Annotated in this window: 22 protein-coding genes and 2 tRNA genes; 11 read left to right on the forward strand and 13 right to left on the reverse strand. The window is 71.7% G+C overall.

The genetic code is table 11. The annotated features are described in order from the left end of the window. Positions 1-8 precede the first annotated feature (8 nt). Positions 9-782: a YcnI family protein gene (locus tag H4J02_RS09695; RefSeq protein WP_187674394.1), complete on the forward strand. Its 774-nt coding sequence runs from the start codon at positions 9-11 to the stop codon at positions 780-782. After that, positions 779-1,375 carry a copper resistance CopC family protein gene (locus H4J02_RS09700; RefSeq protein ID WP_187674395.1) on the forward strand — a complete coding sequence of 199 codons (597 nt, stop codon included), beginning with the start codon at positions 779-781 and terminating at the stop codon, positions 1,373-1,375. The genes H4J02_RS09695 and H4J02_RS09700 overlap by 4 nt, the downstream gene beginning before the upstream one ends. A gap of 52 nt (positions 1,376-1,427) precedes the next feature. On the opposite strand, the gene H4J02_RS09705 is transcribed toward H4J02_RS09700, so the two are convergent. Together H4J02_RS09705 and H4J02_RS09710 are read right to left on the reverse strand one after the other, a co-directional pair. Beyond that, positions 1,428-2,102: an ATP-dependent Clp protease proteolytic subunit gene (locus tag H4J02_RS09705; protein ID WP_187674396.1), complete on the reverse strand. Its 675-nt coding sequence runs from the start codon at positions 2,100-2,102 to the stop codon at positions 1,428-1,430. Between the two features lie 27 nt (positions 2,103-2,129). Beyond that, on the reverse strand, positions 2,130-2,717 hold the full coding sequence (locus tag H4J02_RS09710; protein ID WP_316250695.1) for an ATP-dependent Clp protease proteolytic subunit: 588 nt from the start codon (positions 2,715-2,717) through the stop codon (positions 2,130-2,132). Between the two features lie 291 nt (positions 2,718-3,008). Here H4J02_RS09710 and H4J02_RS09715 point away from each other — a divergent pair, with 291 nt between their 5' ends. After that, positions 3,009-3,494 carry a tetratricopeptide repeat protein gene (locus H4J02_RS09715; RefSeq protein ID WP_187674397.1) on the forward strand — a complete coding sequence of 162 codons (486 nt, stop codon included), beginning with the start codon at positions 3,009-3,011 and terminating at the stop codon, positions 3,492-3,494. Positions 3,495-3,500: 6 nt separating this feature from the next. Here the strand turns inward: H4J02_RS09715 and H4J02_RS09720 are convergent, their stop codons facing one another. The 3 genes from H4J02_RS09720 to H4J02_RS09730 all read right to left on the reverse strand — a co-directional run bounded on the left by H4J02_RS09720 (position 3,501) and on the right by H4J02_RS09730 (position 5,684). Beyond that, entirely contained in the window at positions 3,501-4,016 is a 516-nt protein-coding gene (locus H4J02_RS09720; protein WP_187674398.1) for a DUF1697 domain-containing protein, read from the reverse strand. A gap of 183 nt (positions 4,017-4,199) precedes the next feature. Next, a complete protein-coding gene (gene tig / locus H4J02_RS09725; protein WP_187674399.1) occupies positions 4,200-5,573 on the reverse strand; it encodes a trigger factor in 1,374 nt (457 codons plus the stop codon). Between the two features lie 36 nt (positions 5,574-5,609). Next, positions 5,610-5,684 (reverse strand) — tRNA-Pro (locus H4J02_RS09730). 136 nt (positions 5,685-5,820) lie between these two features. On the opposite strand from H4J02_RS09730, the gene H4J02_RS09735 reads away from it, so the two are divergent. The 4 genes from H4J02_RS09735 to H4J02_RS09750 all read left to right on the forward strand — a co-directional run bounded on the left by H4J02_RS09735 (position 5,821) and on the right by H4J02_RS09750 (position 8,354). Continuing rightward, positions 5,821-5,991: a hypothetical protein gene (locus tag H4J02_RS09735; protein ID WP_187674400.1), complete on the forward strand. Its 171-nt coding sequence runs from the start codon at positions 5,821-5,823 to the stop codon at positions 5,989-5,991. A 63-nt stretch (positions 5,992-6,054) separates the two neighbouring features. Continuing rightward, a tRNA-Gly gene (locus tag H4J02_RS09740) sits at positions 6,055-6,128 on the forward strand. 104 nt (positions 6,129-6,232) lie between these two features. Further along, positions 6,233-7,270 (forward strand): putative Ig domain-containing protein, encoded by a 1,038-nt coding sequence (locus tag H4J02_RS09745; RefSeq protein WP_187674401.1) that lies wholly within the window; start codon positions 6,233-6,235, stop codon positions 7,268-7,270. A 52-nt stretch (positions 7,271-7,322) separates the two neighbouring features. Next, positions 7,323-8,354: an alpha/beta hydrolase gene (locus tag H4J02_RS09750; protein ID WP_262406014.1), complete on the forward strand. Its 1,032-nt coding sequence runs from the start codon at positions 7,323-7,325 to the stop codon at positions 8,352-8,354. A 24-nt stretch (positions 8,355-8,378) separates the two neighbouring features. Here H4J02_RS09750 and H4J02_RS09755 read toward each other — a convergent pair whose 3' ends face one another. After that, the gene (locus tag H4J02_RS09755; RefSeq protein WP_187674402.1) at positions 8,379-9,536 is read right to left on the reverse strand and encodes a cysteine desulfurase family protein; all 1,158 of its coding nucleotides are present in this window, start codon (positions 9,534-9,536) and stop codon (positions 8,379-8,381) included. A 55-nt stretch (positions 9,537-9,591) separates the two neighbouring features. Here H4J02_RS09755 and glgX point away from each other — a divergent pair, with 55 nt between their 5' ends. Both glgX and ybaK read left to right on the forward strand, forming a co-directional pair. After that, positions 9,592-11,637, forward strand: a complete 2,046-nt coding sequence (gene glgX / locus H4J02_RS09760) for a glycogen debranching protein GlgX (protein ID WP_187674403.1) — start codon at positions 9,592-9,594, stop codon at positions 11,635-11,637. Further along, positions 11,637-12,107: a Cys-tRNA(Pro) deacylase gene (gene ybaK, locus H4J02_RS09765; protein ID WP_187674404.1), complete on the forward strand. Its 471-nt coding sequence runs from the start codon at positions 11,637-11,639 to the stop codon at positions 12,105-12,107. The genes glgX and ybaK overlap by 1 nt, the downstream gene beginning before the upstream one ends. 59 nt (positions 12,108-12,166) lie before the next feature. Here ybaK and H4J02_RS09770 read toward each other — a convergent pair whose 3' ends face one another. The 7 genes from H4J02_RS09770 to H4J02_RS09800 all read right to left on the reverse strand — a co-directional run bounded on the left by H4J02_RS09770 (position 12,167) and on the right by H4J02_RS09800 (position 20,454). Beyond that, entirely contained in the window at positions 12,167-13,369 is a 1,203-nt protein-coding gene (locus tag H4J02_RS09770) for an MFS transporter (protein ID WP_187674405.1), read from the reverse strand. Beyond that, positions 13,366-15,924 (reverse strand): alpha-glucan family phosphorylase, encoded by a 2,559-nt coding sequence (gene glgP, locus H4J02_RS09775; protein ID WP_187674406.1) that lies wholly within the window; start codon positions 15,922-15,924, stop codon positions 13,366-13,368. Before glgP ends, H4J02_RS09770 begins: the two co-directional genes overlap by 4 nt. A gap of 49 nt (positions 15,925-15,973) precedes the next feature. Next, entirely contained in the window at positions 15,974-16,627 is a 654-nt protein-coding gene (locus H4J02_RS09780; protein ID WP_187674407.1) for a signal peptidase I, read from the reverse strand. Continuing rightward, entirely contained in the window at positions 16,624-17,334 is a 711-nt protein-coding gene (locus H4J02_RS09785) for an LPXTG cell wall anchor domain-containing protein (RefSeq protein WP_187674408.1), read from the reverse strand. Before H4J02_RS09785 ends, H4J02_RS09780 begins: the two co-directional genes overlap by 4 nt. Next, positions 17,334-19,202, reverse strand: coding sequence for a fibronectin type III domain-containing protein (locus tag H4J02_RS09790; RefSeq protein WP_187674409.1), 1,869 nt, complete (start codon positions 19,200-19,202; stop codon positions 17,334-17,336). The genes H4J02_RS09785 and H4J02_RS09790 overlap by 1 nt, the downstream gene beginning before the upstream one ends. Then, positions 19,199-19,777, reverse strand: a complete 579-nt coding sequence (locus H4J02_RS09795) for a SipW-dependent-type signal peptide-containing protein (protein WP_187674410.1) — start codon at positions 19,775-19,777, stop codon at positions 19,199-19,201. Before H4J02_RS09795 ends, H4J02_RS09790 begins: the two co-directional genes overlap by 4 nt. Before the next feature lie 104 nt (positions 19,778-19,881). Next, complete coding sequence (locus H4J02_RS09800) at positions 19,882-20,454, reverse strand: alternate-type signal peptide domain-containing protein (protein WP_187674411.1); 573 nt, start codon at positions 20,452-20,454, stop codon at positions 19,882-19,884. Positions 20,455-20,868: 414 nt separating this feature from the next. Here H4J02_RS09800 and H4J02_RS09805 point away from each other — a divergent pair, with 414 nt between their 5' ends. After that, positions 20,869-22,878, forward strand: coding sequence for an alpha-1,4-glucan--maltose-1-phosphate maltosyltransferase (locus H4J02_RS09805; protein WP_187674412.1), 2,010 nt, complete (start codon positions 20,869-20,871; stop codon positions 22,876-22,878). Between the two features lies 1 nt (position 22,879). After that, the gene (glgB, locus tag H4J02_RS09810) at positions 22,880-25,045 is read left to right on the forward strand and encodes a 1,4-alpha-glucan branching protein GlgB (RefSeq protein ID WP_187674413.1); all 2,166 of its coding nucleotides are present in this window, start codon (positions 22,880-22,882) and stop codon (positions 25,043-25,045) included. Positions 25,046-25,052 lie beyond the last annotated feature (7 nt).

Consider the following 25,052-nt stretch of genomic DNA (forward strand, 5'->3'; position numbering starts at 1 on the left):
GGAGAACCATGTCTTCGATCACCCGCCGCACCACCGCGGCCTCCCTCGCCGTCGCCGCCGCGACGGCCCTCGCCCTCGCCTCCCCGCTCGCCGCGAGCGCGCACGTGACGTTCGACGAGAACACCGCCGAGGCCGGCAGCTACGCCCTCCTCACCCTCAAGGCGCCCAACGAATCGGAGACGGCCGCGACCGTCTCGCTCACCCTCACCCTGCCCGCCGACACGCCCTTCACGAGCGTGCGCACCGTGCCCGTCGCCGGCTGGACCGCCGAGCTCGTGCGCGAGACGCTGCCCGAGCCGGTCACGGTGGGCGACGGCACGATCACCGAGGCCGTCACGCGCATCGTGTGGACGGCGGATGCGGGGGCCGGCCTCCGCGACGGTGAGCTGGGCCTGTTCCCGGTCTCGCTCGGCCCCGTGCCCGACACCGGCAGCATCGTGCTGCCCGTCGACCAGGGCTACAGCGACGGCAGCGTCGTGTCGTGGGCCGACACCGAGGACGGGGCCGACCATCCGGCGCCCGTGCTGTACGTGAACGACGCCCCGGCCTCCGACCACCACGGGGGCTCGGACGACCACGCGACGCCCGAGGTGACGAGCGCACCCGACGCGGACGCCCCCGCCGACGGGTCGGCCGCCCAGGTCGACGTGCTCGCACGCGTGCTCGGCATCGCCGGGCTCGCGGTCGGCGCGGTCGGCGTCGTGCTCGCGCTCGTCTGGCGGCGCCGGGCGGCCGATGCCGCGGTCGCCCCGCGCGCACCCCGCGACGGCGGCGACGCGTGACACGCGCCCTCCGCGCCCTCGCCGCGGCGGCAGCAACCGTCGCGGCGGGGGCCGCCCTCGTGCTCGTCACGGCCCCCGCCGCGGAGGCCCACAGCGTGCTCGTGGCCTCGACGCCCGCCGCGGGGTCGACGCTGTCGGAGCTGCCCGCCGAGTTCTCGGTGACGATGAACGAGACCCTGCTCTCGGGGGCCGGGGATGCCGCCTTCGCGCTGCGCGTCGTCGACGCCGAGGGCCGCTACTTCGGCGACGGATGCCTCACGATCGTCGACGGCACGATGTCCACCGGTGCCGCCATCGGCCCCGCGGGCGACTACACGCTCGAGTGGCAGGTCGTCTCCGCGGACGGTCACCCGGTCGGCGGGGAGATCCCGTTCAGCTGGACCGGGGAGGCCACCGCCGAGGGCGCCGCCCAGCCGGCCGCATGCGGGGACGAGGCGCCCCCGGCCAGCACCCCGCCACCCGCGGACGGCGGTCATCACGCCGGCGACGCGGCCGAGGTGCCGCTCGCCGACGTGCTGTGGATCGTGGGGGCGGTGCTCGCCGTCGCGATCGCCGTGACGGTAGCGCTCGTCGCCACCCGCCGGCGCCCCTGACGCGGACGACCCCCGCCGGACCATCCGGCGGGGGTCGTCTCACGACAGGACGTCAGGCCTTCGTCAGCGCCGCCTGCGCGTTCTTGCGGCTCGAGAGCACCTGGTCGATGAGGCCGTACTCGAGGGCCTCATCGGCCGAGAGGATGCGGTCGCGCTCGATGTCGGCGTTGATCTCCTCGACCGACTTGTTCGAGTGACGCGAGAGCGTCTCCTCGAGCCACGTGCGCAGGCGCATGATCTCCTTCGCCTGGATCTCGATGTCGGAGGCCTGGCCGCGGCCCGCCTCGCCGACCGCCGGCTGGTGGATGAGGATGCGCGCGTTCGGCAGCGCGAGGCGCTTGCCGGGCGTGCCGGCGGCCGCGATGACGGCGGCGGCCGAGGCGGCCTGGCCGAGCACGACCGTCATGACCTGCGGACGGATGTACTGCATCGTGTCGTAGATCGCCGTCATGGCCGTGAACGAGCCGCCGGGCGAGTTGATGTACATCATGATGTCGCGGTCGGGGTCCATCGACTCCAGCACGAGCAGCTGGGCCATGATGTCGTCGGCCGACGCGTCGTCGACCTGCACGCCGAGGAAGATGATGCGGTCCTCGAAGAGCTTCGCGTAGGGGTCCTGGCGCTTGAAGCCGTAGGCCGTGCGCTCCTCGAAGCTCGGCAGGATGTAGCGCGACTGCGGCATGCGCGAGGCGAGGTCTCCGCCCGCCATGAACGTGGGGGTCTCCATGAATCCTGTTCCTTGTCTCTCTCGCGCTTACTTCTGGTCGGTGCCCGCGCCGCCCACGACATCCGCCGCCGAGGCGCGGATGTGGTCGACGAACCCGTACTCGAGGGCCTCCTCGGCCGTGAACCACCGGTCGCGGTCGCCGTCGGCGTTGATCTGCTCGACCGACTTGCCGGTCTGGGCCGCCGTGATCTCGGCGAGGCGGCGCTTCATGTCGAGGATGAGCTGCGCCTGCGTCTGGATGTCGGACGCGGTGCCGCCGAAGCCGCCGTGCGGCTGGTGCAGGAGCACGCGCGCGTTCGGGGTGATGTAGCGCTTGCCCTTCGTGCCCGCCGTGAGCAGCAGCTGGCCCATCGACGCGGCCATGCCGATGCCGACCGTGACGACGTCGTTCGGGATGAACTGCATCGTGTCGTAGATCGCCATGCCGGCCGTGATCGAGCCACCCGGGCTGTTGATGTAGAGGTAGATATCCTTCTCGGGGTCCTCCGCCGCGAGCAGCAGCAGCTTGGCCGCGATCTCGTTCGCGTTGTCGTCGCGCACCTCGGATCCGAGCCAGATGATGCGGTCCTTCAGGAGGCGGTCGAAGACGCTCGGCTGGAATGCCGGTTCTGCCATGGGAGGAAGCTCCTTGATCTGCGACATGGACACCGTGTCGATGTCGCTCACGAATCTACCGGGGCGCATTCTGCGGCTCGGCCGTGTTCGCCCTGGGCAGAGTCGCGTCGCGCCCCTCCCTTCTGCTGTTGTGCAGGACTTCGCTGTTGTGCAGGACTTCGCTGTTGTGCAGGTGATCTCGCGGCGCTGGCATCCGCTGGCCCCGGATTTCCCGGCCTCGCGCAGCGGTCTCCTGCACAACAGCTCACGACCTCCTGCACAACAGCGTCGCGCCGCGCCTAGCCTGGGGCGATGGACTGGCAGCAGCGGATCGCGGCCGTGTGGGCTGAGGCGGATGCGCTCGGGGACGCCGAGCTCGTGGCGCGGATCGACGAGATCGCGGCCGAGCACCCGGACGAGCCGCTCGCGCTCTTCGAGCAGGGCGGCGCGCGCGACTCGACCGGCGACGAGGCGGGGGCGGAGGAGTTCTACCGACGCGCCCTCGCATCCGGGCTCCCCGACGACGAGCGGGCGCAGTGCGTCATCCAGCTCGCGAGCACCGTGCGCAACCTCGGCCGCCCCGAGGAGTCGCTCGAGCTGCTGCGCGAGGAGTTCGAGGGCCGTGCGCCCGACGACCCCTACGCGGATGCCGCGGTCGCCTTCGCGGCGCTCGCCCTCGTCGACCTCGGGCGGCCCGTCGAGGCGGTCGCGGCGCTCCTGCACGCCCTCACGCCGCACCTGCCCCGCTACCACCGCTCGGTGCCGGCGTACGCGGACGCCCTCCTCGGGGAGCTCTAGCCCGTCTTACCGCAGCAGCCGCTCGAGGGTGTTGACGTTGCGGCTCGTGAGGTGCGGCTTGTACGCGGCCTTGCCGATCGCCTTGCCGAGCACCGAGTCGAGCGTGTCGCCCTTAGGCACCGTCCAGTAGACGACGCCGTCGCCGGCCGCGGCGCTCTCGTGCGCGGGGTCGAGCTCCGTCGCGAGCAGCTCGTCCGCAACGCGCGGCTCGAGCACGAAGAGCACGTAGTCGTGCCAGCCGTCGCGGCCGCGCTCGAACGGGTACGCCTCGACGATCGCGCGCAACGCATCCGTCGTGAGCACGTGCACCCACGCGTCGTAGCCGAAGCGCTCCCGCAGGGCCGCCTCGATATCCGCTTTCACCTCGCGGCCGGATGCGTCGCTCGTCACGAGCGCGTTGCCGCTCGCGAGCACCGTGGTGACGTCGGCGTAGCCGCGCTCGACGAGCAGCTCGCGCAGCTCGGCCATCTTGACCGCGACGCCGCCGACGTTGACGCCGCGCAGGAGGATCACGTACCGCACGCCGTCACCCTACGCCCGCCCCCGGACACGCCGAAGGCCCGGCCCTCTCGCCGGTCGAGTGCCGCCGAAGGCCCGGCCTTCTCGCTGGTCGAGTGCCACGCCGAAGGCCCGGCCCTCTCGCTGGTCGAGTGCCGCCGAAGGCGGTGTATCGAGACCGAGAGAAGGCCGGGCCTTCGTGAGACGTCAGTGCTCGTGACCCTCGTGGTCGTCGTGGTCGTGGTCCACGCCGACGAGGTCGGTCTCGTCGATGATCTCGGAGTCGTCCGAGCCGTCGCCGAGCACGGTCGCGGTGAGCGCCGAGACGTCGACCGCCTTGCCCTTCTCGTCGACGACCTTGGCCTTCGAGAGGGCCACGGCGACCGCCTTCGAGCGGGCGACCTCGCCGACCATGGCGGGGATCTGGCCCGAGTTGCCGAGCGCCTGGATGAAGTCGCCCGGCTCCATGCCGTACTGAGCCGACGCCTGCACGAGGTAGGAGGTGAGCTCGTTCTGGCTGACCTTCACCTCCTCCTTCTCGGCGATCGCGTCGAGCAGGATCTGACGGCGGAAGACCTTCTCGCTCTCCTCGGCCACCTCGGCGCGGTGCACGTCGTCCTCGAGGCGACCCTCGTTCTCGAGGTGACGGTGCACCTCGTCGTCGATGAGGCCCTGCGGCACGGGGATGTCGGCGTTCTCGACGAGGAGCTCGACGAGCTTGTCGCGCGCGGCGACCGCCTGGCCGAACTCGGCCGACTTCTCGAGCTGCTCCTTGATGTCCTTGCGGAGCTCGCCGATCGTGTCGAACTGCGACGCGATCTGCGCGAAGTCGTCGTCGGCCTCGGGGAGCTCGCGCTCCTTGACCGAGAGCAGCGTGACGGCGATCTGGGCCTTCTCGCCCTGGTGGTCGCCGCCCACGAGCTCCGACTCGAATGTCGTCGACTCGCCCGCGGTGAGGGTGTCGAGCGCCTCGTCGATGCCCTCGATGAGCTCGCCCGAGCCGATCTCGTAGGAGATGTTCGACGCGGTGTCGATCTCCTCGCCGCCGATCGTCGCGACGAGGTCGAGCTGCGCGAAGTCGCCCTTCTTGGCGGGGCGGTCGACGGTCACGAGCGTGCCGAAGCGGCTGCGGAGGTTCTCCAGCTCGGCCTCCACCTCATCCGGGCCCACCTTGACCGACTCCACCTCGACCTTGAGGCCGTCGTACTTCGGGAGCTCGAACTCGGGGCGCACGTCGACCTCGACGGTGAAGACGAGGTCGCCCGAGAAGTCCTTCTCGCTCGGCCACGTCGAGACGTCGGCCTCGGGGCGGCCCAGAGGGCGGAGCTTCTCCTCGTTGGCGGCCTCGCGGTAGAAGCGCTCGAGGCCCTCCGACACGGCGTGGTTGAGCACCTCGGCGCGGCCGATGCGCTGGTCGATGATGGGCGGCGGCACCTTGCCCTTGCGGAAGCCGGGGATGTTCACCTGCTCCGCGATGTGCTTGTACGCGTGCTCGATCGAGGGCTTGAGCTCCTCGGGGGTGACGGTGATGGTGAGCTTCGCGCGCGTGGGCGACAGCTTCTCGACGGTCGTGCTGACCATGGGGATGTACTCCTGGGGTTGTTCGCTGATGTTCCGTCGGGGCGACAGGATTTGAACCTGCGACCTCCCGCTCCCAAAGCGGGCACTCTAGCCAAGCTGAGCTACGCCCCGGATGTCCGGGCCTTCTCGCAGCCGGCTGTCGGGCGGGGTGACGGACGCGATCCGGCCCGAAAACGGCCTCGCACAGTCTAGCCGGTGCCGCGCGCGCCTTCGCTCCGATGTCGGACGTCGGGCGCACCATGGCTGCATGGCGAACATCGACATCATGGAGATCCGCGCGTTCGAGCCCCGTTGCGTCGACTGCGGCGAGACGGGCCCGATCGAGTCGAGCGCCTTCTGGGCGATGGCGTGGGAGGAGGCGCACGTGTGCGTCGCCGCGCGCATCGACGCCGAGGCGCCCGAGCTCATGAGCGCCTGACCGAACCGACCTCTCCCCTGCGTTAGACTCGCGGGGTTGCCCAGCCGTTCTCGGCGGGGCTCCGGGGCGGTAGCTCAATGGTAGAGCCTCAGTCTTCCAAACTGATTACGCGGGTTCGATTCCCGTCCGCCCCTCCACGTACTGCGTTCTCCGCCTTCGGGATCCCGCGCTTCACAGCGTCCTCCCCGGTGCTGTGAGCGGTCCTCTGTAACCATGGAGGAACCACCGGAGGGGTTTCAGGATGCGTCGCACCCGGACGACCGGCGGACTCGCGGGTCTCGCCGCGCTCACGCTCGCCATGGGCGGCGTGCTGCTGCTCGACGCGCCCGCCGTCGCGGCCGAAGCCCCGGAACCCACCCCGAGCGCAGAAGCGTCGGCTCCGCCCGACCCAGGGGCCGCGGATGCGTCGGCACCGCCCGACACGGGGGTCGCCGACGCCGACGCGCCGGTCTTCACGACTCCCCCGCAGCTCCCCTCGGCTCTGCGCGGCGTCTCCTACGCCACCTGGATCGCAGCGGATGCGGATCCCCCGGCGACCTTCGCCGTCACGTCCGGCGCGCTCCCGGCCGGGCTCGCCCTCTCGCCCGACGGCCTCATCAGCGGTACCCCCGCGACGGTCGACGACGCGACCTTCACGGTGACGGCGACGACGGGCGAGGAGGGCTCGGAGGCGACCGCGGAGCGTCAGTTCACGCTCGCGGTGACGCCGCAGGTGCCCGTGTTCGCGACGGGCGAGCTGCCGACGGCACGCGCGGGCACGCCGTACGAGGCCGCGATCGTGGCGTTCGGCACGCCGACCGCGAGCTACGCGCTCGTCGGCGGAGCGCTCCCCCCGGGACTCACTCTCCGCGCGAACGGGACGATCGACGGCACGCCCGCCGCCTCGGGCACCGTCGGGTTCACGGTGCGGGCGACGATCACCGACGGCGGCGAGTCGACGACCGCGACGCGCGACTTCACCCTCGTGGTCGCACCGCGGGCGGCGGCTCCGGCTCCCGGCCGGCCGCCCGCAGCGCCGCCGCCCGCGGGCACGCCGGGCGGTGAGCAGGAGCCCGCTCCCGCGCCCGAGGCCCCCGCGACGCCGTCGCCCTCCCAGACCTCCACGGCGCCCGACGCCCCGGATACCGACGGACCCACGATCCCGGCGGGGGCCGGCGAGCCCGGCGAGAGCACGGGAGGTGACGAGGACCTCACGTGGCTGTGGCTCGTAGCGGGCGTCGCCCTCGTCGGCGCGGTCGCGGCGACCGTGCTGCTCGTCCGCCGCATCCGGAGTCCGTGACGCTCGATCCCGCGTGCGCCGCTCCACGCGCGCCCGGGCGTAGCCTGACGACGTGAGACGTCTCGCCCGCGCCACCGCCGACTGGTTCCGTCGTTCCCGCCACATCGTGCTCGCATCCGTCGCCGCGGTCGTGCTCGGCGTCATCGTGTGGGCGAACGCGTCGCCCTGGCCGTCGGCCATGGTCATCCGCTGGGTGTTCGAGTCGGGGCGCGACGCCGACATCGCCGAGCTGAACCGCCACCTGCCCGACGCGCTGCCGCACGAGACGCTCGACGTGCCCTACGGCGACGCCGGCCACGACACGACCTTCGACGTGTTCTGGCCCGAGGGCACGACGGATGCGCTGCCGACGGTCGTCTGGATCCACGGCGGCGCCTGGATCTCGGGCGACAAGGTCGACGTCGCGCCGTACCTGCGCATCCTCGCGGCGGAGGGCTACACGACCGTCGGCCTCAACTACACGGTCGCGCCCGAGGCGGCCTATCCGACCGCCGTGCGGCAGCTCAACAGCGCGCTCAAGCACCTCGTCGCGAACGCCGACGAGCTGAACATCGACCCCGATCGCATCGTGCTCGCGGGCGACTCGGCGGGCGGGCAGCTCGCGAGCCAGCTCGCGGCGATGATCACGAACCCCGAGTACGCGCAGCTCGTCGGCATCCGTCCGGCGCTGCGGGCCGAGCAGCTCGTGGGCGCCGTGCTCAACTGCGGCGTGTACGAGCTCGACGGCATGGCGAAGCTCAACGGGATCGTGTCGTGGGGCTTCAAGTCGGCGCTGTGGGCCTACACGGGCACGAAGGACTGGTCGTCGGAGGCACCCGGCACGCTCATGTCGTCACTCGAGTTCGCGACCGCGGACTTCCCGCCGACGTGGATCTCGGGCGGCAACGCCGACGGCCTCACGTGGCTGCAGTCGGTGCCGATGGCGAATCGGCTCGAGGAGCTCGGCGTCGACGTGACGCGCGTCTTCTACGCCGCCGACCACACCCCGGCGCTCGGGCACGAGTACCAGTTCCACCTCGACGGCGACGACGCCCAGGCTGCCCTCGCGAGCACCCTCGACTTCCTCTCCCGCGTCACCCGCTGACCCTCGCCCGCCTCGGCCGTCGCCTCAGGATGCGGCGGCCCGGGCGCGCTCGACCGCGGTCGGGAGGGCGGCGAGGAAGGCGTCGACGTCGGCATCCGAGGTGTCGTGGCCGAGGGTGATGCGCAGGGCGCCGCGGGCCTCCGCCTCGGGCACGCCCATCGCGAGCAGCACGTGCGAGAGCTCCGGCACGCCCGCCTGGCACGCCGACCCCGTCGAGACGGCGATCCCGGATGCGTCGAGCAGGTAGAGCAGGGCGTCGCCGTCGGCGCCCGCGAAGGTGAAGTGCGCGTTCCCGGGCAGTCGCCCCTCCCCCGCGGGCGCGCCCCGGAGCACGGCGCCCGAGACGGAGTCGAGCACCCCCGCGACGAGCCGATCCCGCCCCTCCGCGACGCGCGCGAGCGGAAGCTCCGCGACGGCGCGCGAAGCCGCGACGCCGAACGCGACGGCCCCCGCGGCATCCTGCGTGCCCGAACGTCCGCGCTGCTGATCGCCGCCGTGCAGGAGCGGCTCGACCGTCGCCGTGCGCACGAGCGCGAGCGCGCCGACGCCCACCGGGCCGCCGACCTTGTGCGCCGAGACCGACACGGCATCCGCCCCCACCGCGTGCACGTCGACGGGCACCTGCCCGAACGCCGCGACGGCGTCGAGGTGCACGGGCGCGCCGTAGCGGTGCGCGAGGGCGACGAGCTCGGCGACCGGCTGCACCGTGCCGACCTCGTTGTTGGCCCACAGCGCCGTCACGAGCGCGACCTCCTCGGGGTCGGTCGCGAGCGCCGCGGCGAGCGCGTCGAGACGGATGCGCCCCTCGGCATCCAGCTCGACCCAGTCGACGCGCGCGCCCTCGTGCCGCGCGAGCCACTCGACCGCGTCGAGCGTCGCGTGGTGCTCGCCGAGCGGCGCGATGACGCGCGGACGCCGCGCACCCCGGTTGCGCGCCCAGAACATCCCCTTGACCGCGAGGTTGACCGACTCGGTGCCACCCCCGGTCAGCACGACCTCGACGGGGTCGACGCCGAGCGCGCCGGCCACCTGCTCGCGGCCCGTCTCGAGCAGCTCGCGGGCGGCCTGGCCGGCACCGTGGATCGACGCGGGATTGCCGACGACGCGGAGCGCGTCGGTGTACGCCGCGAGCACCTCGTCCGTCATGGGCGAGGTCGCGGCGTGGTCGAGATAGACCGCCACGATGCCTCCTCCGCCGTTTACAAGCACGTCACGCGCACCACCTAACCTAGACGTCATGCCCGCCGCCGACCCGCTCCGCGATCTCGGCGTCCGCCTCACGCCCGACGGCGGCGAGCTCCGCGTGTGGAGCGCGAACGCGAGCTCGATCGAGCTGTGCATCTTCGACGAGAAGGACGCCGACTGGGTCGCCGAGCGCGTGCCGCTCACGAAAGGCAAGGGCGACGTCTGGAGCGCCTCGACGCCGTCGCTGCAGCTCGGCACCGCCTACGCGCTGCGCGTCGACGGTCCCGATGGTCCCACCCACGACTTCGACCCCGACCGCTACCTGCTCGACCCCTACGCGCGCGGCCTCGCCCGCACGCGCGACGGCGGATGGCGCTCCTACGTTCAGGACACCGCCTTCGACTGGGGCGGCGTCGAGAAGCCCGGCATCCGTCTCGATCACACCGTGATCTACGAGGCCCACGCGAAGGGCCTCACGAAGCTCAACCCGGAGCTGCCGGAGGAGCTGCGCGGCACCTACGCGGGCCTCGCGCACCCGGCGACGATCGCCTACCTGAAGGAGCTCGGCGTCACCGCGGTCGAGCTGCTGCCCGTGCACCAGTTCGTGTCGGAGCAGCGCCTCACCAAGATGGGGCTCGTCAACTACTGGGGCTACAACACGCTCAACTTCTTCACGCCGCACGCCGCCTACGCGACGCGTGAGGCCCAGTTCGGCGGCACGGGCGCCGTGCTGCGCGAGTTCAAGGGCATGGTGAAGCTGCTGCACGAGGCGGGCATCGAGGTGATCCTCGACGTCGTCTACAACCACACGGCCGAGGAGGGCCGCGGCGGGCCGACGAGCTCGTTCCGCGGCATCGACAACGCGAGCTACTACCGGCAGACCGCCGAGGGCGACTACATCGACACGACCGGATGCGGCAACACGCTCGACTTCGGCCGCGCGGTGACGCAGCGGCTCGTGCTCGACTCGCTGCGCTACTGGGCGGAGGAGGTGCAGGTCGACGGGTTCCGCTTCGACCTCGCGGCCACGCTGGGGCGCGGGGAGGGCGCGGAGTTCGACCCCGCGCATCCGCTGCTCCGCGCGATCATCGACGACCCGCTGCTGCAGGGCGTCAAGTTGATCGCCGAGCCCTGGGACGTCGGCATGGGCGGCTGGCAGGTGGGCAACTTCCCCGTCGGCTGGTCGGAGTGGAACGACGGCTACCGCGACCGGATGCGCAACTTCTGGCTGCGCGACATCGCGCAGGCGCGCGAATCGGGCTCCGCGAGCGAGGGAATCGGGTCGCTCGCACGGCGTCTCGCGGGGTCGAATCACGTGTTCGCGCTCGAGCGGGGGCCGCTCGCATCCGTCAACTTCGTGACGGCGCACGACGGCTTCACTGCCGCCGACCTCGTGTCGTACGACCGCAAGCACAACCTCGGCAACGGCGAGAACAACCGCGACGGCTCGAACGACAACAAGTCGTGGGGCCACGGCGCCGAGGGGCCGACGCAGGACGAGGAGATCCGCGCCACGCGGCGCAAGGCCGTGCGCAACCTGCTCGGCACGCTCCTGCTGTCTGCCGGCGTGCCGATGCTCACGGCGGGCGACGAGTTCGGCCGCAGTCAGCGCGGCAACAACAACGCGTACTGCCACGACTCGGAGCTCACCTGGCTCAGCTGGGACCGCCGCGAGTGGCAGGAGGACCTCTTCGAGGTCGTCAAGACGCTCATCCGCCTGCGTCGCGAGAACCCTGCCCTGCGCCCCGTGCGCTACGGGCGCTGGGGCGAGTCCACGCCATCCGCCAGCCAGATGGACTGGTACAACAAGGACGGCGAGACGATGGGCATCGACGACTGGGACTCGCCCGAGGAGCGCACGCTGCAGTACCTCGCGGCGTCGACGCCCGAGTTCGAGGACTTCAACCGCATCCTGCTCGTCGTGCACGGGCTCGAGACGGATGTCACGGTCACCCTGCCCGCGCACGAGGGCGTCGAGCGCTACACGCTGCTGTGGGACTCGGGCCACGACGACATCAGCGGCATCGAGGGGGTGCACCGTCCGGGCGAGGAGCTCGCGATGGCGCCCACGTCGATGCTGCTGTTCCGGGCGGACTGATGGCGGGCACCCCGGCGACGGCCGCGCTCACGGCGGCCGGCATCCCGTTCACCGAGCACGCGTACGCGCACGACCCCGCGAACCGCGACTTCGGCATGGAGGCGGCGACGGCGCTCGGGCTCGACCCCGACCAGGTGTTCAAGACGCTGCTCGCGGATGTCGACGGGCGCCTCGTCGTCGGCATCGTGCCCGTCACGGGCAAGCTCGACCTCAAGGCGCTCGCGGCGGCGGTCGGCGGCAAGAAGGCGGCGATGGCGGACCCTGCGCTGGCCGAGCGACGCACGGGCTACGTCGTGGGCGGCATCAGCCCCATCGGCCAGAAGTCGCGCCACGAGACGGTGCTCGACGAGACCGCCGAGCTGTGGGACGTCGTCTACGTCTCGGGTGGGCGCCGCGGCTTCGACCTCGGCCTCGCGCCCGCCGACCTCATCCGCGCCACGGGCGCCATGGTCGCCGACATCGCCCGCTGATAGTTCCCGTTCCGCGTGTTTGCACCCGAAGGAACGGGAACTAACACGCGGAACGGGAACTAAGACGGGTCGGATGCCGCGGCTGCGGCTCGCGAGCGGCGGGGCTCGATGCCGGCAGCCGCGACGACCGCGACGGCCGCGAGCCCGAGCGACACGAGGATCGCACCGCGGAGCCCCACCTCCTCGCCGATGAAGCCGAGCAACGGCGGACCGACGAGGAACGCGAGGTAGCCCGCCGTCGCGGCGAGCGAGACGCGCGCCGTCGGGTCGGGTCCGGATGCGCCCGCCGCCGAGAGCGCGACGGGGAACCCGAGCGACGCCCCGAGGCCCCACAGCACGACCGCCGCGAGGGCGAGCGCCTGCCCCTGCCCGAACGAGATGAGCGCGATGCCGACGACCGCGCTGAGCGCGCTCACGGCGAGCACGGGCGGGCGGCCGAAGCGGTCGACGAGCGCGCCGCCCGAGAACCGGCCGATCGTCATCGAGACGGCGAAGAGCGCGAACACCGTCGACCCCCACGCCTCGTCGAGCCCGTAGTCGTCGACCATGATGAGCGGCAGCCAGTCGTTGGCGCTGCCCTCCGCGAAGGCCATCGCGAGGATGACGACGCCGATGAGCAGCAGTCGCGGGTCGCGCCACACGGCGGGCCGCGGCACGCGCGGGGCGGAGCGGTCGCGGCGCGGCTCACGGCCCACCCCGCTCGGGATGGCGCGCATCGCGGGCACTACGACGACGAGCCCCACGGCGCCCACGATCACGAGATGCCACAGCACCGAGAAGTCGGTCGCCGAGAACCCGATGCCCGCGACGCCGCCGACGACCGTGCCGAGGCTGAAGCATCCGTGCAGCACGGGCAGGAACGACTTCCCGCCGATGCGCTCGACCTCGGCGCCCTCGACGTTCATCGCGACCTCCGCGAGCCCCGTGCCGAGGCCGAAGACCGCGAGGGCCGCCGTGGCGAGCGGCGCTGATCCGAGCGCCGAGGCGACGCCGAGCACGGGCATGCTTAGCACGGTGCCCGCCGCCCCGACAATGAGCACGGGTCGCGTGCCGACGCGGGCGACGAGCGCCCCCGATCCGAGGATGCCGACCATCGATCCCACGGAGATCCCGAAGATCACGATGCCCATCTCGGCCGTCGAGGCGTGCAGCGCGTCGCGGATGGCGGGGGTGCGGGTGACCCACGAGCCGATCGCGAGCCCGGGCACGAAGTACAGGGCGGCCAGCGCGAGGCGACGGGCCGCGAGGGTGGTGCGCGTCATCCCGCGAGCGCCACCAGTCCGAGCTCGGCGTGCGAGGCGAGCAGCGGATGCCGCGGCACGACGCGCACGGTGTACCCGAAGGCCCCCGCGCGCTCGAAGCGCACCGAGCCGCGGTAGACCGCCGGCTTGCCGAGATCGTGGCTCTCGAGCTCGAGCGGCACGACCCGCACGTCGCCGAGCTCCTCCCCCGCTCGCGGACGGCCGTGCACGAGCTCGACGGAGACGTCGTCGGGGCCGAGCTCGCCGAGCTCGACGAACGCGCGCACGCGCAGCTCCTCGCCCACGTGCGGCGACGCATCCACGCCGCCCGACTCGACGTGCGCGACGTGCACCTCGGGCCACGTGCGGCGCACGGTCGCGGTCCATGCGGCGAGGCCGCGGGCGGGCGCGTAGTCGTCGGCGCTCACGGCGAGCTCGGCCGCCGCGGCGGGCACGTAGAGCCGCTCGACGTACTCGCGCACCATGCGCTCGGCCGAGAGCTCGGGCGACAGCGTCGCGAGCGTGTGGCGGATGTCGGCCACCCACGCGCCGGGCACGTCGTCCGCGCCGCGGTCGTAGAAGCGCGGGGCGATCTGGTGCTCGATGAGGTCGTACATGGCGGCCGCCTCGAGGGCGTCGCGTTCGCCCGCATCCCCCGCCGAGTCGGCCGACGGGATCGCCCAGCCGTTGCGCTCGTCGTGGAACTCGGCCCACCATCCGTCGAGGATCGAGAGGTTGAGCGAGCCGTTGAGCGCCGCCTTCATGCCGGATGTGCCGCACGCCTCGAGCGGACGCAGCGGGTTGTTGAGCCACACATCGCAGCCCGGGTAGAGCTTCTGCGCCATGCCGATGTCGTAGTCGGGCAGGAAGACGATGCGACCGCGCACCTCCGGGTCCTGCGAGAACTCGACGAGCAGCTGGATGAGGCGCTTGCCGCCGTCGTCGGCGGGGTGCGACTTGCCCGCGACGACGAGCTGCACGGGGCGCTCGGGGTCGGTGAGCAGCGCGCGCAGGCGGGCCGGGTCCTGCAGCATGAGGGTCAGGCGCTTGTAGGTGGGCACGCGGCGGGCGAAGCCGATCGTGAGCACGTCGGGCGACAGCAGCTCGCGATACCACGGCGGCGCGGGCACGCCCGGGTTCTGCTCTTCCCAGGCCTCGACCATGCGGCGGCGGGCGTCGTCGACGAGCTGCTCGCGCAGCCGCCCACGCAGCGCCCACAGCTCGGCGTCGCTCACGGCATCCGAGGTCCAGTCGCACGCGGTCGCGTCGTCGGTGCCGAGGCGGGATGCCGCGAGCGCGCGCACCTGGGGATCGGTCCAGGTGGCGGGGTGCACGCCGTTCGTGATGGAGGTGATGGGCACGTCGGCCGGGTCGAAGCCCGGCCACAGGGCGCCGAACATGTGGCGGCTCACGTCGCCGTGCAGCTTCGAGACGCCGTTGGCGCGCTGCGCGAGGCGCAGGCCCATGACGGCCATGTTGAAGGTGTCGGGCGCGCCGCCGTCGTAGTCCTCCGCGCCGAGGGCGAGCACGTCGGCGACGTCGACACCCGGCAGCAGCTCGGTCGAGAAGTAGCGCTCGACGAGCGGCGCCTCGAAGCGGTCGATGCCCGCCGGCACGGGCGTGTGGGTCGTGAAGACGGTGCCCGCGCGCACGACCTCGAGCGCCTCGCCGAAGCTCAGGCCCTCGGCGATGAGCCCGCGGATGCGCTCAAGGCCGAGGAAGCCCGCGTGCCCCTCGTTGGTGTGGAAGACCGAGGGCTCCGGGATGCCCGTGAGACGCGCGTAGAGCGCGACGGCCCGCGCGCCGCCGATGCCGAGCAGCAGCTCCTGCAGGAGGCGGTGCTCTCCCCCGCCGCCGTAGAGGCGGTCGGTGACCGTGCGGAGCTCCTCCGAGTTCTCGGGGATGTCGGTGTCGAGCAGCAGGAGCGGCACGCGGCCGACGGAGAGCTGCCAGATGCGGGCCGTGAGCGCCTTGCCGTCGGGAAGCGCGAGCACGACCTGCGCCGCCGTGCCGTCGGGCGCGCGCAGCACGCTCATGGGCAGTCCGTCGGGGTCGAGCACGGGGTAGCTCTCGAGCTGCCAGCCCTCGCGGGAGATCGCCTGGCGGAAGTAGCCGGCGCGGTAGAAGAGGCCGACGCCGACGATCGGCACGCCGAGGTCGGATGCCGCCTTGAGGTGGTCGCCCGCGAGGATGCCGAGGCCGCCCGAGTACTGGGGCAGCGCATCCGCGATCCCGTACTCGGGAGAGAAGTAGGCGATCGTGGCGGGCACGTCGGGGCCGAGGCCCTGGTACCAGCGCGGCTCGGTGAGGTAGGCGTGCAGCTCGTCGCGGAGCGCGACGGCGCGCGCGACGTAGGCTTCGTCGGCGGCGAGCTGCTCGAGGCGGGCGGGCGGCACCTCGCCGAGGAGCCCGTACGGGTCCTTGCCGAGCTCGTCCCACAGCTCGGGCGCGATGTCGCGGAACAGCTCGAGCGTCGGCTGGTGCCACGACCAGCGCAGGTTCGCGGCGAGCTCCTCGAGCGGCGCGAGCGCCTCGGGCAGCACGGTGCGGACGGTGAACCGTCGGATGGCCTTCACCCGATCAACCCTAGGCGCGCTCGGTTACGGCCGGATGTCGCGGGCGCCGTCAGGAGCCCATGCGGCGGCGACCCGACGGCTTGCCGGTCGCGGCCGCGCGCTTGCGCTTCCTCGCCTTGTCGACGAGACCCGAGACAACCATCCAGATCGCGAACGCGAAGAGGCCGCCCGCGATGATCGGGACGATCAAGCCGCGCGCGTCGCCGTTGATCCAGTTGCTCACCCAGCCGATGTAGGGCACCGAGTACCAGAGCCGTCCCTGGACCTGCACCTCGCGGACGGGATCCGGGTCGGGCAGAGCGCTGTTGTCGCCCTTGAGCGTGAAGCTGTACTCGCCGCCCGCGGTCTTGCTCACCGCGATCACCCGGTGGGTGACGACGGTCGGATCGCCCGAGCGCAGCTGGTAGGTGATGACGTCGCCGATGCGGATGTCGGCCGGCTCGACATCGCGCGAGACGATGAGCGTGCCGGGCGGCAGCCCGGGCTCCATGGAGCTCGTGAGCACGGTGAGCGGGCGCGCGCCGGTCGCGGCCGGCACGACGATGACCGCCGCCGCGAGCGCGAGCAGGCCCGCGAGCAGCGCGATGCTGAGCGAGACGCGCAGGTACGCCCAGAGGCTCGCCTCCTTCTTGGCGGCGGGCGCCTCGGCGGGCGCCGCATCCGGCACAGGGGTCTCGGACGCGGTCGCACGGATGTCGCTCACGATGCGTGAGTCTGCTCGTCGCGGCGACGGCGCCGCAAGACCGCGAACAGGGCACCCAGCGCGAGCATCGCGAGCGCGACGGCGAGCGACTGGCCCACCTCCGCGCCCGTGAAGGGCAGCTTGGGCGCATCGCTCCCGCCGTTGCCGCCCGTGCTGCCCCCGCTCGCGCCCGCCGAGCAGCCGTTGTCGTCGGCGAAGGGGCCGGCGGCCCACTCGTGCGCCGTCACGACGAAGGAGAGCGAGGCGGTCTCGCCCTGGGCGTTCTGCCCGCTCGTCGCGCTGCTCATGCTGACCTCGGCGTCGACCACCAGTGTCTGGCCGGCGGCGAGGTTCTGGGGCTGCACGACGATCTGGCAGTTCGAGAGGGCGCCGAAGCTCGACACGTAGGTGAAACCGTTCATGGTCGACGAGAGAGTGACGGCCGCGCCGAACTCGGGCGACGGCACGACGAGGTCGTTGACGGCGACACGCACGAGGGCCGCCGTCGAGCTGTGGTTGCGGATCCAGAGCCGCCCCGTCGTCGTGTCGCCCGGCACGATGAGCGCGATGTCGTCGAACAGCTGCACCGAGGCCGACGGGGCGAAGTTGACGCCGTCGGTGCTCACGAGGATCTCGGGGGGCGCCGCGTGGGCCGCCTGCGGCTGGGTGAGCGGCACCCCCACCGCGACGAGCGCGGCGGCGATGAGGGCGATGGTGCGACGGATCATCAGAGCGCGGTGAGGACGAAGTTGCGGGTGGTCTGGCTGACGTTCAGCTGGGCGTTCGCGTTGGCGTTCGTGGCACCGAGGTAGCTGCCGCTCCCTGCGTTCTTGAACCGCACGAACGCGTTGCCGCTCGTCGAGTCGTAGTAGGCCTCGGGCGTCCAGTCGGCGTAGTCGCTGCCGCTCGGAGTCGCGACGTCGACGGCGGCCGAGTATCCGCAGAAGATCACGAAGGTGCACGCGTAGTCCTGCAGCCACACCTGGCTCGTGTTGCTCACGCTGACGACGCGCGTGTCCCCGGTGGTCGCCGAGAACGTCCAGCGCTGCGTATTGGGTGCCGCCCCCGCGCAGCTCGGAACGTTGCGAAGTTCGCCGTTCTCGACGTCGACGCAGACCGCGGTCGTGCCGTTCATCCAGGCGATGCGGTACTGGCTCGAGCCGAAGTGGGTGAGTCCCGTGCCCACGGCCGAGGTGGACGCGTTGCCGGCGGCATCCTTCGCGACGATCCGGTAGGCGTACGCCTGTCCCGCGGTCACCCCGGTGTCCGTCCACGAGGTGCCCGTGACGTTGTTGGCGACGGTGGCCCACGTGCCGGTCGAGCTCACGCGCTGCACCTCGTAGTGGTGGAGGTCGGGCGAGGACGACGCGGCCCAGCTGATGTTCATCGAGGTGGTACCCGTGGGCGTGACCGTGGGCTGCCCCGGCGCGACGGGCGGCGTGGTGTCGACGATCGTGACCGAGACGGTGGATCCCGTGCGGGTCATCACGATGCCGGGGTTCGCGGTGTCCCCGTACGACACCGTGGGGGTCGTGGCGATGGTCTGCCCGAGCGCACCCGTAATGGTCGCGTCGTAGGTCACCGTGACGACGCCGCCGCCCGCGATCGATCCGCCGACGGAGCCGTTAGCGCCGGTCCCGATGCGGACGGTGAGCATGCCACCGGCCGTGGTCGACTGCACGCCGGCTGCCGCGCCGTTGATCTGGATGTTGCTCGGGGTGCCGAGCGTCGTCGGTAGCGGGAGCGTCAGCACGGAGGATCCCGCGGTGCGGCCGCCCACGTTGGTGATCGTCGTCGTGACGCGTGCCGTGGTACCCGGCTCGAACTGGGTGCCGCCGACCCGCGCGATCGCGGAGCCGAGGTTGAGGCAGGGCCCCGAGCCGAACGTCACGCCGTCTATCAGGTTGCCCTGGGAGGCGTTGCCGCCGCCCTGGGTGTGCGAGGTGAAGCTGATGCGCGTGGTCGTCTGCCCCGCAGGAACCGTGTAAGTACCGCTGTAGTACTTCCACGCGGTGTTCGTGGTCGGGAACACGATGACGAGGCGAGTGCCGTCGTTGACGAGCGTCGTCGGGTTCGTGTTGCTCGTGGTGCCGCCCTGTACGCCCGCGCCGTTCGCCGTCGAGGGGCCGATCGTGAGCTGCACCTTGTCGGGGTTCGACGCGCTGTCGCGCCCGCGGTGCCAGAAGCCCCACTCGAGCACCTGACCCGGCGCCGTCGAGACGTTCTGATAGAACGTCGCGGCCTCGGTGCCGTTGATCTCGATGTTCTGAGCACCGGAGGCCGGCGTGATCGACCCCGTGACGTTACCGCGCCAGATCTCGGGCGATGTGGCCGTCTGGGTGCCAGGACGCACCGTGACCCACGGCGCGACACCGGTCGATCCGGGGTGGCTCCAGTTGTTGTTGGCGATGACCGGGGTCTCGAAGTCGCCGTTGACGAGGCTCACCGGGTTCGCGCAGTTCATCGCCGCGAGGTCGGCGACCTGCACCGATCCGGTCGTCGAGACGCTCGCGCTCCAGTAGGCGTAGCCCGCGGCCGTGCCGGCGAGCACGAAGAACACGACGATGCCGAGCGCTGCGGCGAGCTTCTTGATCACGGGGCCACCTGCTCGGCGTCGAGCGGGATGGCGAAGTTCGCGGTCGCGCCCGACACGATGCCGGTGGCGCCCGGAGCGAGGCTCGCGGTCACGCAGACCTTGATGGACGCACCGGGCGCGATGGTGACGGCGCTCATCGAGAGATCGGTGACCGTCGCGGCGGGGCACGACGCGGCGGCGCCCGAGACGCGGATCACCTTGAGCACGAGGTTGGCCGTGCTGAGCCCAGTGGTGCTCGACACCGTGGCGGCGCCCTGCTCGACCGACAGGGCGACATCGCCCACGTTGGCGATCGTGAGGGGCGTCGCCGAGTTGGCGGCGGACCCGGGCACGAGCGCGCCCGTGAGGGCGCCGACCGAGGCCGTGCTCCCGCCGTTGATCGTGAGACCCGCGGTGCCGGCGGTGATCGTGCCTGCGCCGACCGGGGTCGCGCTGCTGAAGTAGGCGTAGGTGCCGCCCGCCGCGCCGAGCGCGATGAGGACGGCCGAGCCGAAGGCCGCGGCGGCGCCGACGAGGGCGCGCGTCAGGCGGCGGGTGCGGCTGACGGGAGCGGGTGCGGCACGGTGTGCGGGCATCTCGCGCTCCCTTCGGGTGTGGCTTGTTCGGGGGGGGTGGTGCTGGTGGTGCAAGGGGGATGGGGGCGCGCCGCTCCGGGTGACCGGCGCGCCCCCGAAGGGTGTTACGGCTGCTGCGTGACGACGATCGCGAGCTCGCCCAGGTCGACGACGGCCGACTGGCTGTCGTTGTTGACCGGCGCGTCGGGACCGACTGCGCTGTTGAAGGCGAACGTGAGGGTCACGAGCACCTTGACGGTGTCGCCGTCGTTGTCGTCCGTGATCGTGGTCACGGAAGCGCCGCCGATCGAGAGCGCGGTGGTCGCGGTGAGGTCGTTGCCCCACGCGCCCTTGTCGATGCTCGCGGCGTCCGCCTCGATCGACGCCTCGAGGTGGTCACCGGTCGCCTCGACCGTGAAGCTCTCGACGTAGACGAGCTTGTCACCGGGGACCGCGCGGAAGGCCGCGGGGTCGGTGATCAGGACGCCGTCCGCCTCCGGGTCGGTCGTGGCGGGCACGGCCGAGATGTCGTACCAGGCGCCCGAGTTGGCGACGGCGTCGATGCCGAGCGTGCCGGCGGTGATCGTCCCTGCGTCGGTCGCGGCCGAGTCGTTCCAGTAGGCGAGCGTGCCCGCGCCGCCGAGGAGCAGGACGATGCCCGCACCGGTGGCGATCGACGCCTTGGTGAACTTGTTCATGGGTTTTCCTTTCGGTGGTGCGGCGTACGCATGACGCAGGGCGTGCCTGAAGGCACGTCGAAACGTCGGGTTTGCAGTTCAGGTTCGCGCCCTGCGCAAGCCATTCGGGTCGGGGCGGCTTTGTCCCCGCGTACAGAAGGCTACGGTCCCCCACAATGAGGACAAAGGGGACGCCTGGGCCCCACTGCGGGGGTCATGGGAGCGCTCCCACGTTGAATCGTCACAACCCTCTGACCAGGGATTTCATCCAATACAGAGCTGTCTCACGGGTGATACCCAGCCGTCATACCGGGGTACACGGATGACGGTTCCACCCCCAGAGGAGGCACGCGGAGGACAGACCACTTGGTCTACGGAAAGGTTGTACCCCGAACTCCCACCGGGCCTCGAAGGTCGACGCGATACGGTCGGAACGTGCCCACCGAGCCCACGCCGCCCCCCGCGAGCACGCGGACGCCCCGGATCGGTCGCCTCCCGATCCGTCACCTCAGCCCGCAGCAGCCCGAGAACAGGTGGCCCGCCAAGAGCTACCTCGGCGAGGTCGTGCCCTTCGAGGCCACCGTCTTCCGCGAGGGCCACGGCGTCATCGGCGCGGAGGTGCTGCTCACCGACCCGCAGGGCGCGCAGACCGTCCACCCCATGACGCTCGTGGGCGCCGGCACCGACCGCTGGCGCGCCGAGCTGCGGCTCCCCGAGACGGGCCGCTACCGCTGGCGCGTGCGCGGCTTCAGCGACGACTGGGCCAGCTGGCTGCACGTCGCGACCATCAAGATCGGCGCGGGCGACGACCCCGAACTCGTCTTCGCGATGGGCGCCGAGCTGCTCGCGCGCGTGCCCGGCAAGATCGCCGCGGATGCGCGCGCGGCGTTCCTCGACGCGTCCGCGACCCCCGCCGACCGACTCAAGGTCGCATCCGATCGCCGTCTCGTCGCCCAGCTGCAGCGCCACCCCGCCCGCTCGCTCGTGACGGAGTCGGAGGAGCTCGAGCTCGTCGTCGAGACCACGCGCGCGGCGGTCGGCTCCTGGTACGAGTTCTTCCCCCGCTCGGAGGGTGCCAAGCGCCTGAAGGACGGCACGTGGAAGTCGGGCACCTTCCGCACGGCTGCCAAGCGCCTGGCCGGCGTCGCGGCGATGGGCTTCGACGTCGTCTACCTGCCGCCCATCCACCCCATCGGCGTGAGCCACCGCAAGGGCCCCAACAACTCGACCGTCGCGGGCCCCCACGACCCGGGCAGCCCCTGGGCGATCGGCTCGGCCGACGGCGGCCACGACGCCATCCACCCCGACCTCGGCACCGTCGCCGACTTCCGCTACTTCGTGAAGCAGGCCGAGAGCCTCGGCCTCGAGGTCGCCCTCGACCTCGCGCTGCAGGCCTCCCCCGACCACCCCTGGGTCGTCGAGCACCCCGAGTGGTTCACGCAGCGTCCCGACGGATCCATCGCGTACGCCGAGAACCCGCCCAAGAAGTATCAGGACATCTACCCGATCAACTTCGACCGCGACCCTGAGGGCATCCGCGCCGAGGTGCTGCGCATCGTCGAGCTGTGGATCAGCCGGGGCGTGCGCATCTTCCGCGTGGACAACCCGCACACGAAGCCGCTCGATTTCTGGGAGTGGCTGCTCGGCGAGGTCGCCGACCGGCATCCGGATGTCGTGTTTCTCGCCGAGGCGTTCACGCGCCCGGCGATGCTCCACTCGCTCGCGGGCGCGGGCTTCCACCAGTCGTACACGTACTTCACGTGGCGCAACACGAAGGAGGAGCTCGAGGAGTTCCTGAACGGCATCGCGGGCGAGTCGGCCGACTACCTGCGCCCCAACCTCTTCGTGAACACGCCCGACATCCTCACCGAGTACCTGCAGTTCGGCGGGCCCGCGGCCTACAAGGTGCGTGCCGCGATCGCCGCGACCGCCTCCCCCACGTGGGGCGTCTACGCGGGCTACGAGCTCTTCGAGGACGTCGCGCGTCCCGGCTCCGAGGAGAACATCGACAACGAGAAGTACGAGTACAAGGACCGCGACTGGGCCCGCGCCGAAGCCGAGGGCCGCTCCCTCGCGCCGTACCTCACGATGCTCAACCGCGCGCGCCTCGAGCACCCCGCGCTCGGCCAGCTGCGGAACCTCCGCATCCACTGGTCCGACGACGACGCGATCCTCGTCTACTCGAAGCACCTCGACGGGGCGTTCACCCCGAACGGCCGATCCGACACGATCATCGTCGTCGCGAACGTCGACCCGCACTCGGTGCGCGAGACCACCGTCTATCTCGACCTCGAGGCGATCGGCCTGCAGAAGGGCGACACCTTCGGCGTGCGCGACCTCGTGACGGGCGCCCGCTGGACGTGGACGGATGCCGACTACGTGCGCCTCGACGCCTTCACCGAACCCGTGCACATCCTCGCGGTCGAGCCGCAGAAGGGACGCTGACATGGCCGCCCGCTCCTCCCTGCCCCCTCTGGACGCGGGCCTCGTCGCGAGCCTCGTCGAGGGTCGGCACCCGCAGCCCCACGACTGGCTCGGCCAACACGAGCTCGGGGACGGATGGGTCATCCGCGCCGTGCGGCCGCTCGCCGAGTCGGTCACCGCGGTGCGCGCGGACGGCACGAAGGTGGCCCTCGAGCACGTCGAGGGCGGCCTCTGGCAGGGCTACGCCGCCGGACCGGGCCAGGCGTACCGCCTCGTCACGCGCTACCCCGACGGCCCCGACTGGGAGGCCGACGACGCCTACCGCTTCGTGCCGTCGATCGGCGAGATCGACCTGTTCCTGTGGGGGGAGGGCCGCCACGAGCAGCTGTGGCACGTCTTCGGCGCCCACGTGAAGCAGCACGAGGGCGTCGACGGCACGGGCTTCGTCGTGTGGGCGCCGCACGCGCTGGCCGCGCGCGTCGTGGGCGACTTCAACTCGTGGAACGGTCGCGGGCATGCCATGCGCCGCCTCGACGACAACGGCGTGTGGGAGCTCTTCGTGCCCGGTGTCGGCGCGGGCGGCATCTACAAGTTCGAGCTGCTGACGCCCTCGGGCGAATGGGTCACGCGCGCCGACCCCATGGCGCGCTACACCGAGGTGCCGCCGCTCACGGGCTCGGTCGTCGGGCACTCGAGCTACCTCTGGAGCGACGACGAGTGGATGCGGTCGCGCGCCGAGCGCGACCCGCACCAGGGCCCCATGAGCGTCTACGAGCTGCACCTCGGCTCGTGGCGCCCCGGGCTCTCCTACCGCGCGGCCGCCGACGAGCTCATCGACTACGTGACCGAGCTCGGCTTCACGCACGTGGAGTTCCTGCCGCTCGCCGAGCATCCGTTCGGGGGTTCCTGGGGCTACCAGGTGACGGGCTACTACGCCCCGACGAGCCGCTTCGGGCATCCGGACGACTTCCGCTACCTCGTCGACCGCCTCCACCAGGCGGGCATCGGCGTCATCATGGACTGGGTTCCCGCGCACTTCCCCAAGGACGAGTGGGCGCTCGCACGCTTCGACGGCGCGCCCCTCTACGAGCACTCCGACCCGCGCATCGGCGAGCACCCCGACTGGGGCACGCTCGTGTTCGACTTCGCGCACTCCCAGGTGCGCAACTTCCTCGTCGCGAACGCCCTCTACTGGCTCGAGGAGTTCCACATCGACGGGCTGCGCGTCGACGCGGTCGCGAGCATGCTCTACCGCGACTACTCGCGCAAGGAGGGCGAGTGGGTGCCCAACATCCACGGCGGCCGCGAGAACCTCGAGGCGATCTCGTTCCTGCAGGAGGTCAACGCGACCGCCTACAAGCGCAACCCCGGCATCGTCATGATCGCCGAGGAGTCGACGTCGTGGCCCGGCGTCACGCACCGCACGAGCGACGGGGGCCTCGGCTTCGGGCTCAAGTGGAACATGGGCTGGATGCACGACTCGCTGCAGTACATGCACGAGGACCCGATGTGGCGCGGCAGCCACCACAACGACATCACCTTCTCGTTCGTGTACGCGTTCAGCGAGTCGTTCCTGCTTCCCATCAGCCACGACGAGGTCGTGCACGGCAAGGGCTCGCTGCTCGCGAAGATGCCGGGCGACCAGTGGCAGAAGCTCGCGAACGTGCGCGCCTACCTCGCGTTCATGTGGGCGCACCCCGGCAAGCAGCTGCTCTTCATGGGCTCCGAGTTCGGCCAGCCGTCGGAGTGGAGCGAGCAGCGCGGGCTCGACTGGTGGATCCTCGATCAGCCCGTGCACCAGGGTCTCGCGCGCCTCGTGGGGCAGCTCAACCGCGTCTACCGCGAGCAGCCGGCGCTCTGGGAGCAGGATGCCGACCCCGCGGGCTTCGAGTGGATCACGAGCGACCCTGCGAACAACGTCGTCGCGTTCGTCCGCCGCTCGCGCGACGGCCGCGAGCTCGTGTGCATCGTGAACTTCGGCGGCAACCCGGTCGGCCCGTACCGCGTGGGGCTGCCCGCGGCGGGCGAGTGGGTCGAGCTGCTCAACTCGGATGCCGTGGAGTTCGGCGGGTCGGGCGTCGGCAACTACGGCCGCGTCACGGCGAGCGCCGACGGATGGCACGGCCAGCCGGCATCCGTCGAGCTCACGCTGCCGCCGCTCGCGGCGCTGTGGCTCGTGCGCGGCTGACCGACCG

This window comes from Protaetiibacter sp. SSC-01, assembly GCF_014483895.1.
Classification (GTDB): domain Bacteria; phylum Actinomycetota; class Actinomycetes; order Actinomycetales; family Microbacteriaceae; genus Homoserinibacter.

Bases quoted from the DNA above. Each gene is read 5' to 3' on its own strand.
- H4J02_RS09695 (WP_187674394.1), top strand. From the start codon at position 9: ATGTCTTCGATCACCCGCCGCACCACCGCGGCCTCCCTCGCCGTCGCC.
- H4J02_RS09705 (WP_187674396.1), bottom strand. From the start codon at position 2,102: ATGGAGACCCCCACGTTCATGGCGGGCGGAGACCTCGCCTCGCGCATG.
- H4J02_RS09710 (WP_316250695.1), bottom strand. From the start codon at position 2,717: ATGGCAGAACCGGCATTCCAGCCGAGCGTCTTCGACCGCCTCCTGAAG.
- H4J02_RS09715 (WP_187674397.1), top strand. From the start codon at position 3,009: ATGGACTGGCAGCAGCGGATCGCGGCCGTGTGGGCTGAGGCGGATGCG.
- tig (WP_187674399.1), bottom strand. From the start codon at position 5,573: ATGGTCAGCACGACCGTCGAGAAGCTGTCGCCCACGCGCGCGAAGCTC.
- H4J02_RS09735 (WP_187674400.1), top strand. From the start codon at position 5,821: ATGGCGAACATCGACATCATGGAGATCCGCGCGTTCGAGCCCCGTTGC.
- H4J02_RS09745 (WP_187674401.1), top strand. From the start codon at position 6,233: ATGCGTCGCACCCGGACGACCGGCGGACTCGCGGGTCTCGCCGCGCTC.
- glgX (WP_187674403.1), top strand. From the start codon at position 9,592: ATGCCCGCCGCCGACCCGCTCCGCGATCTCGGCGTCCGCCTCACGCCC.
- ybaK (WP_187674404.1), top strand. From the start codon at position 11,637: ATGGCGGGCACCCCGGCGACGGCCGCGCTCACGGCGGCCGGCATCCCG.
- H4J02_RS09770 (WP_187674405.1), bottom strand. From the start codon at position 13,369: ATGACGCGCACCACCCTCGCGGCCCGTCGCCTCGCGCTGGCCGCCCTG.
- H4J02_RS09785 (WP_187674408.1), bottom strand. From the start codon at position 17,334: ATGATCCGTCGCACCATCGCCCTCATCGCCGCCGCGCTCGTCGCGGTG.
- H4J02_RS09795 (WP_187674410.1), bottom strand. From the start codon at position 19,777: ATGCCCGCACACCGTGCCGCACCCGCTCCCGTCAGCCGCACCCGCCGC.
- H4J02_RS09800 (WP_187674411.1), bottom strand. From the start codon at position 20,454: ATGAACAAGTTCACCAAGGCGTCGATCGCCACCGGTGCGGGCATCGTC.
- glgB (WP_187674413.1), top strand. From the start codon at position 22,880: ATGGCCGCCCGCTCCTCCCTGCCCCCTCTGGACGCGGGCCTCGTCGCG.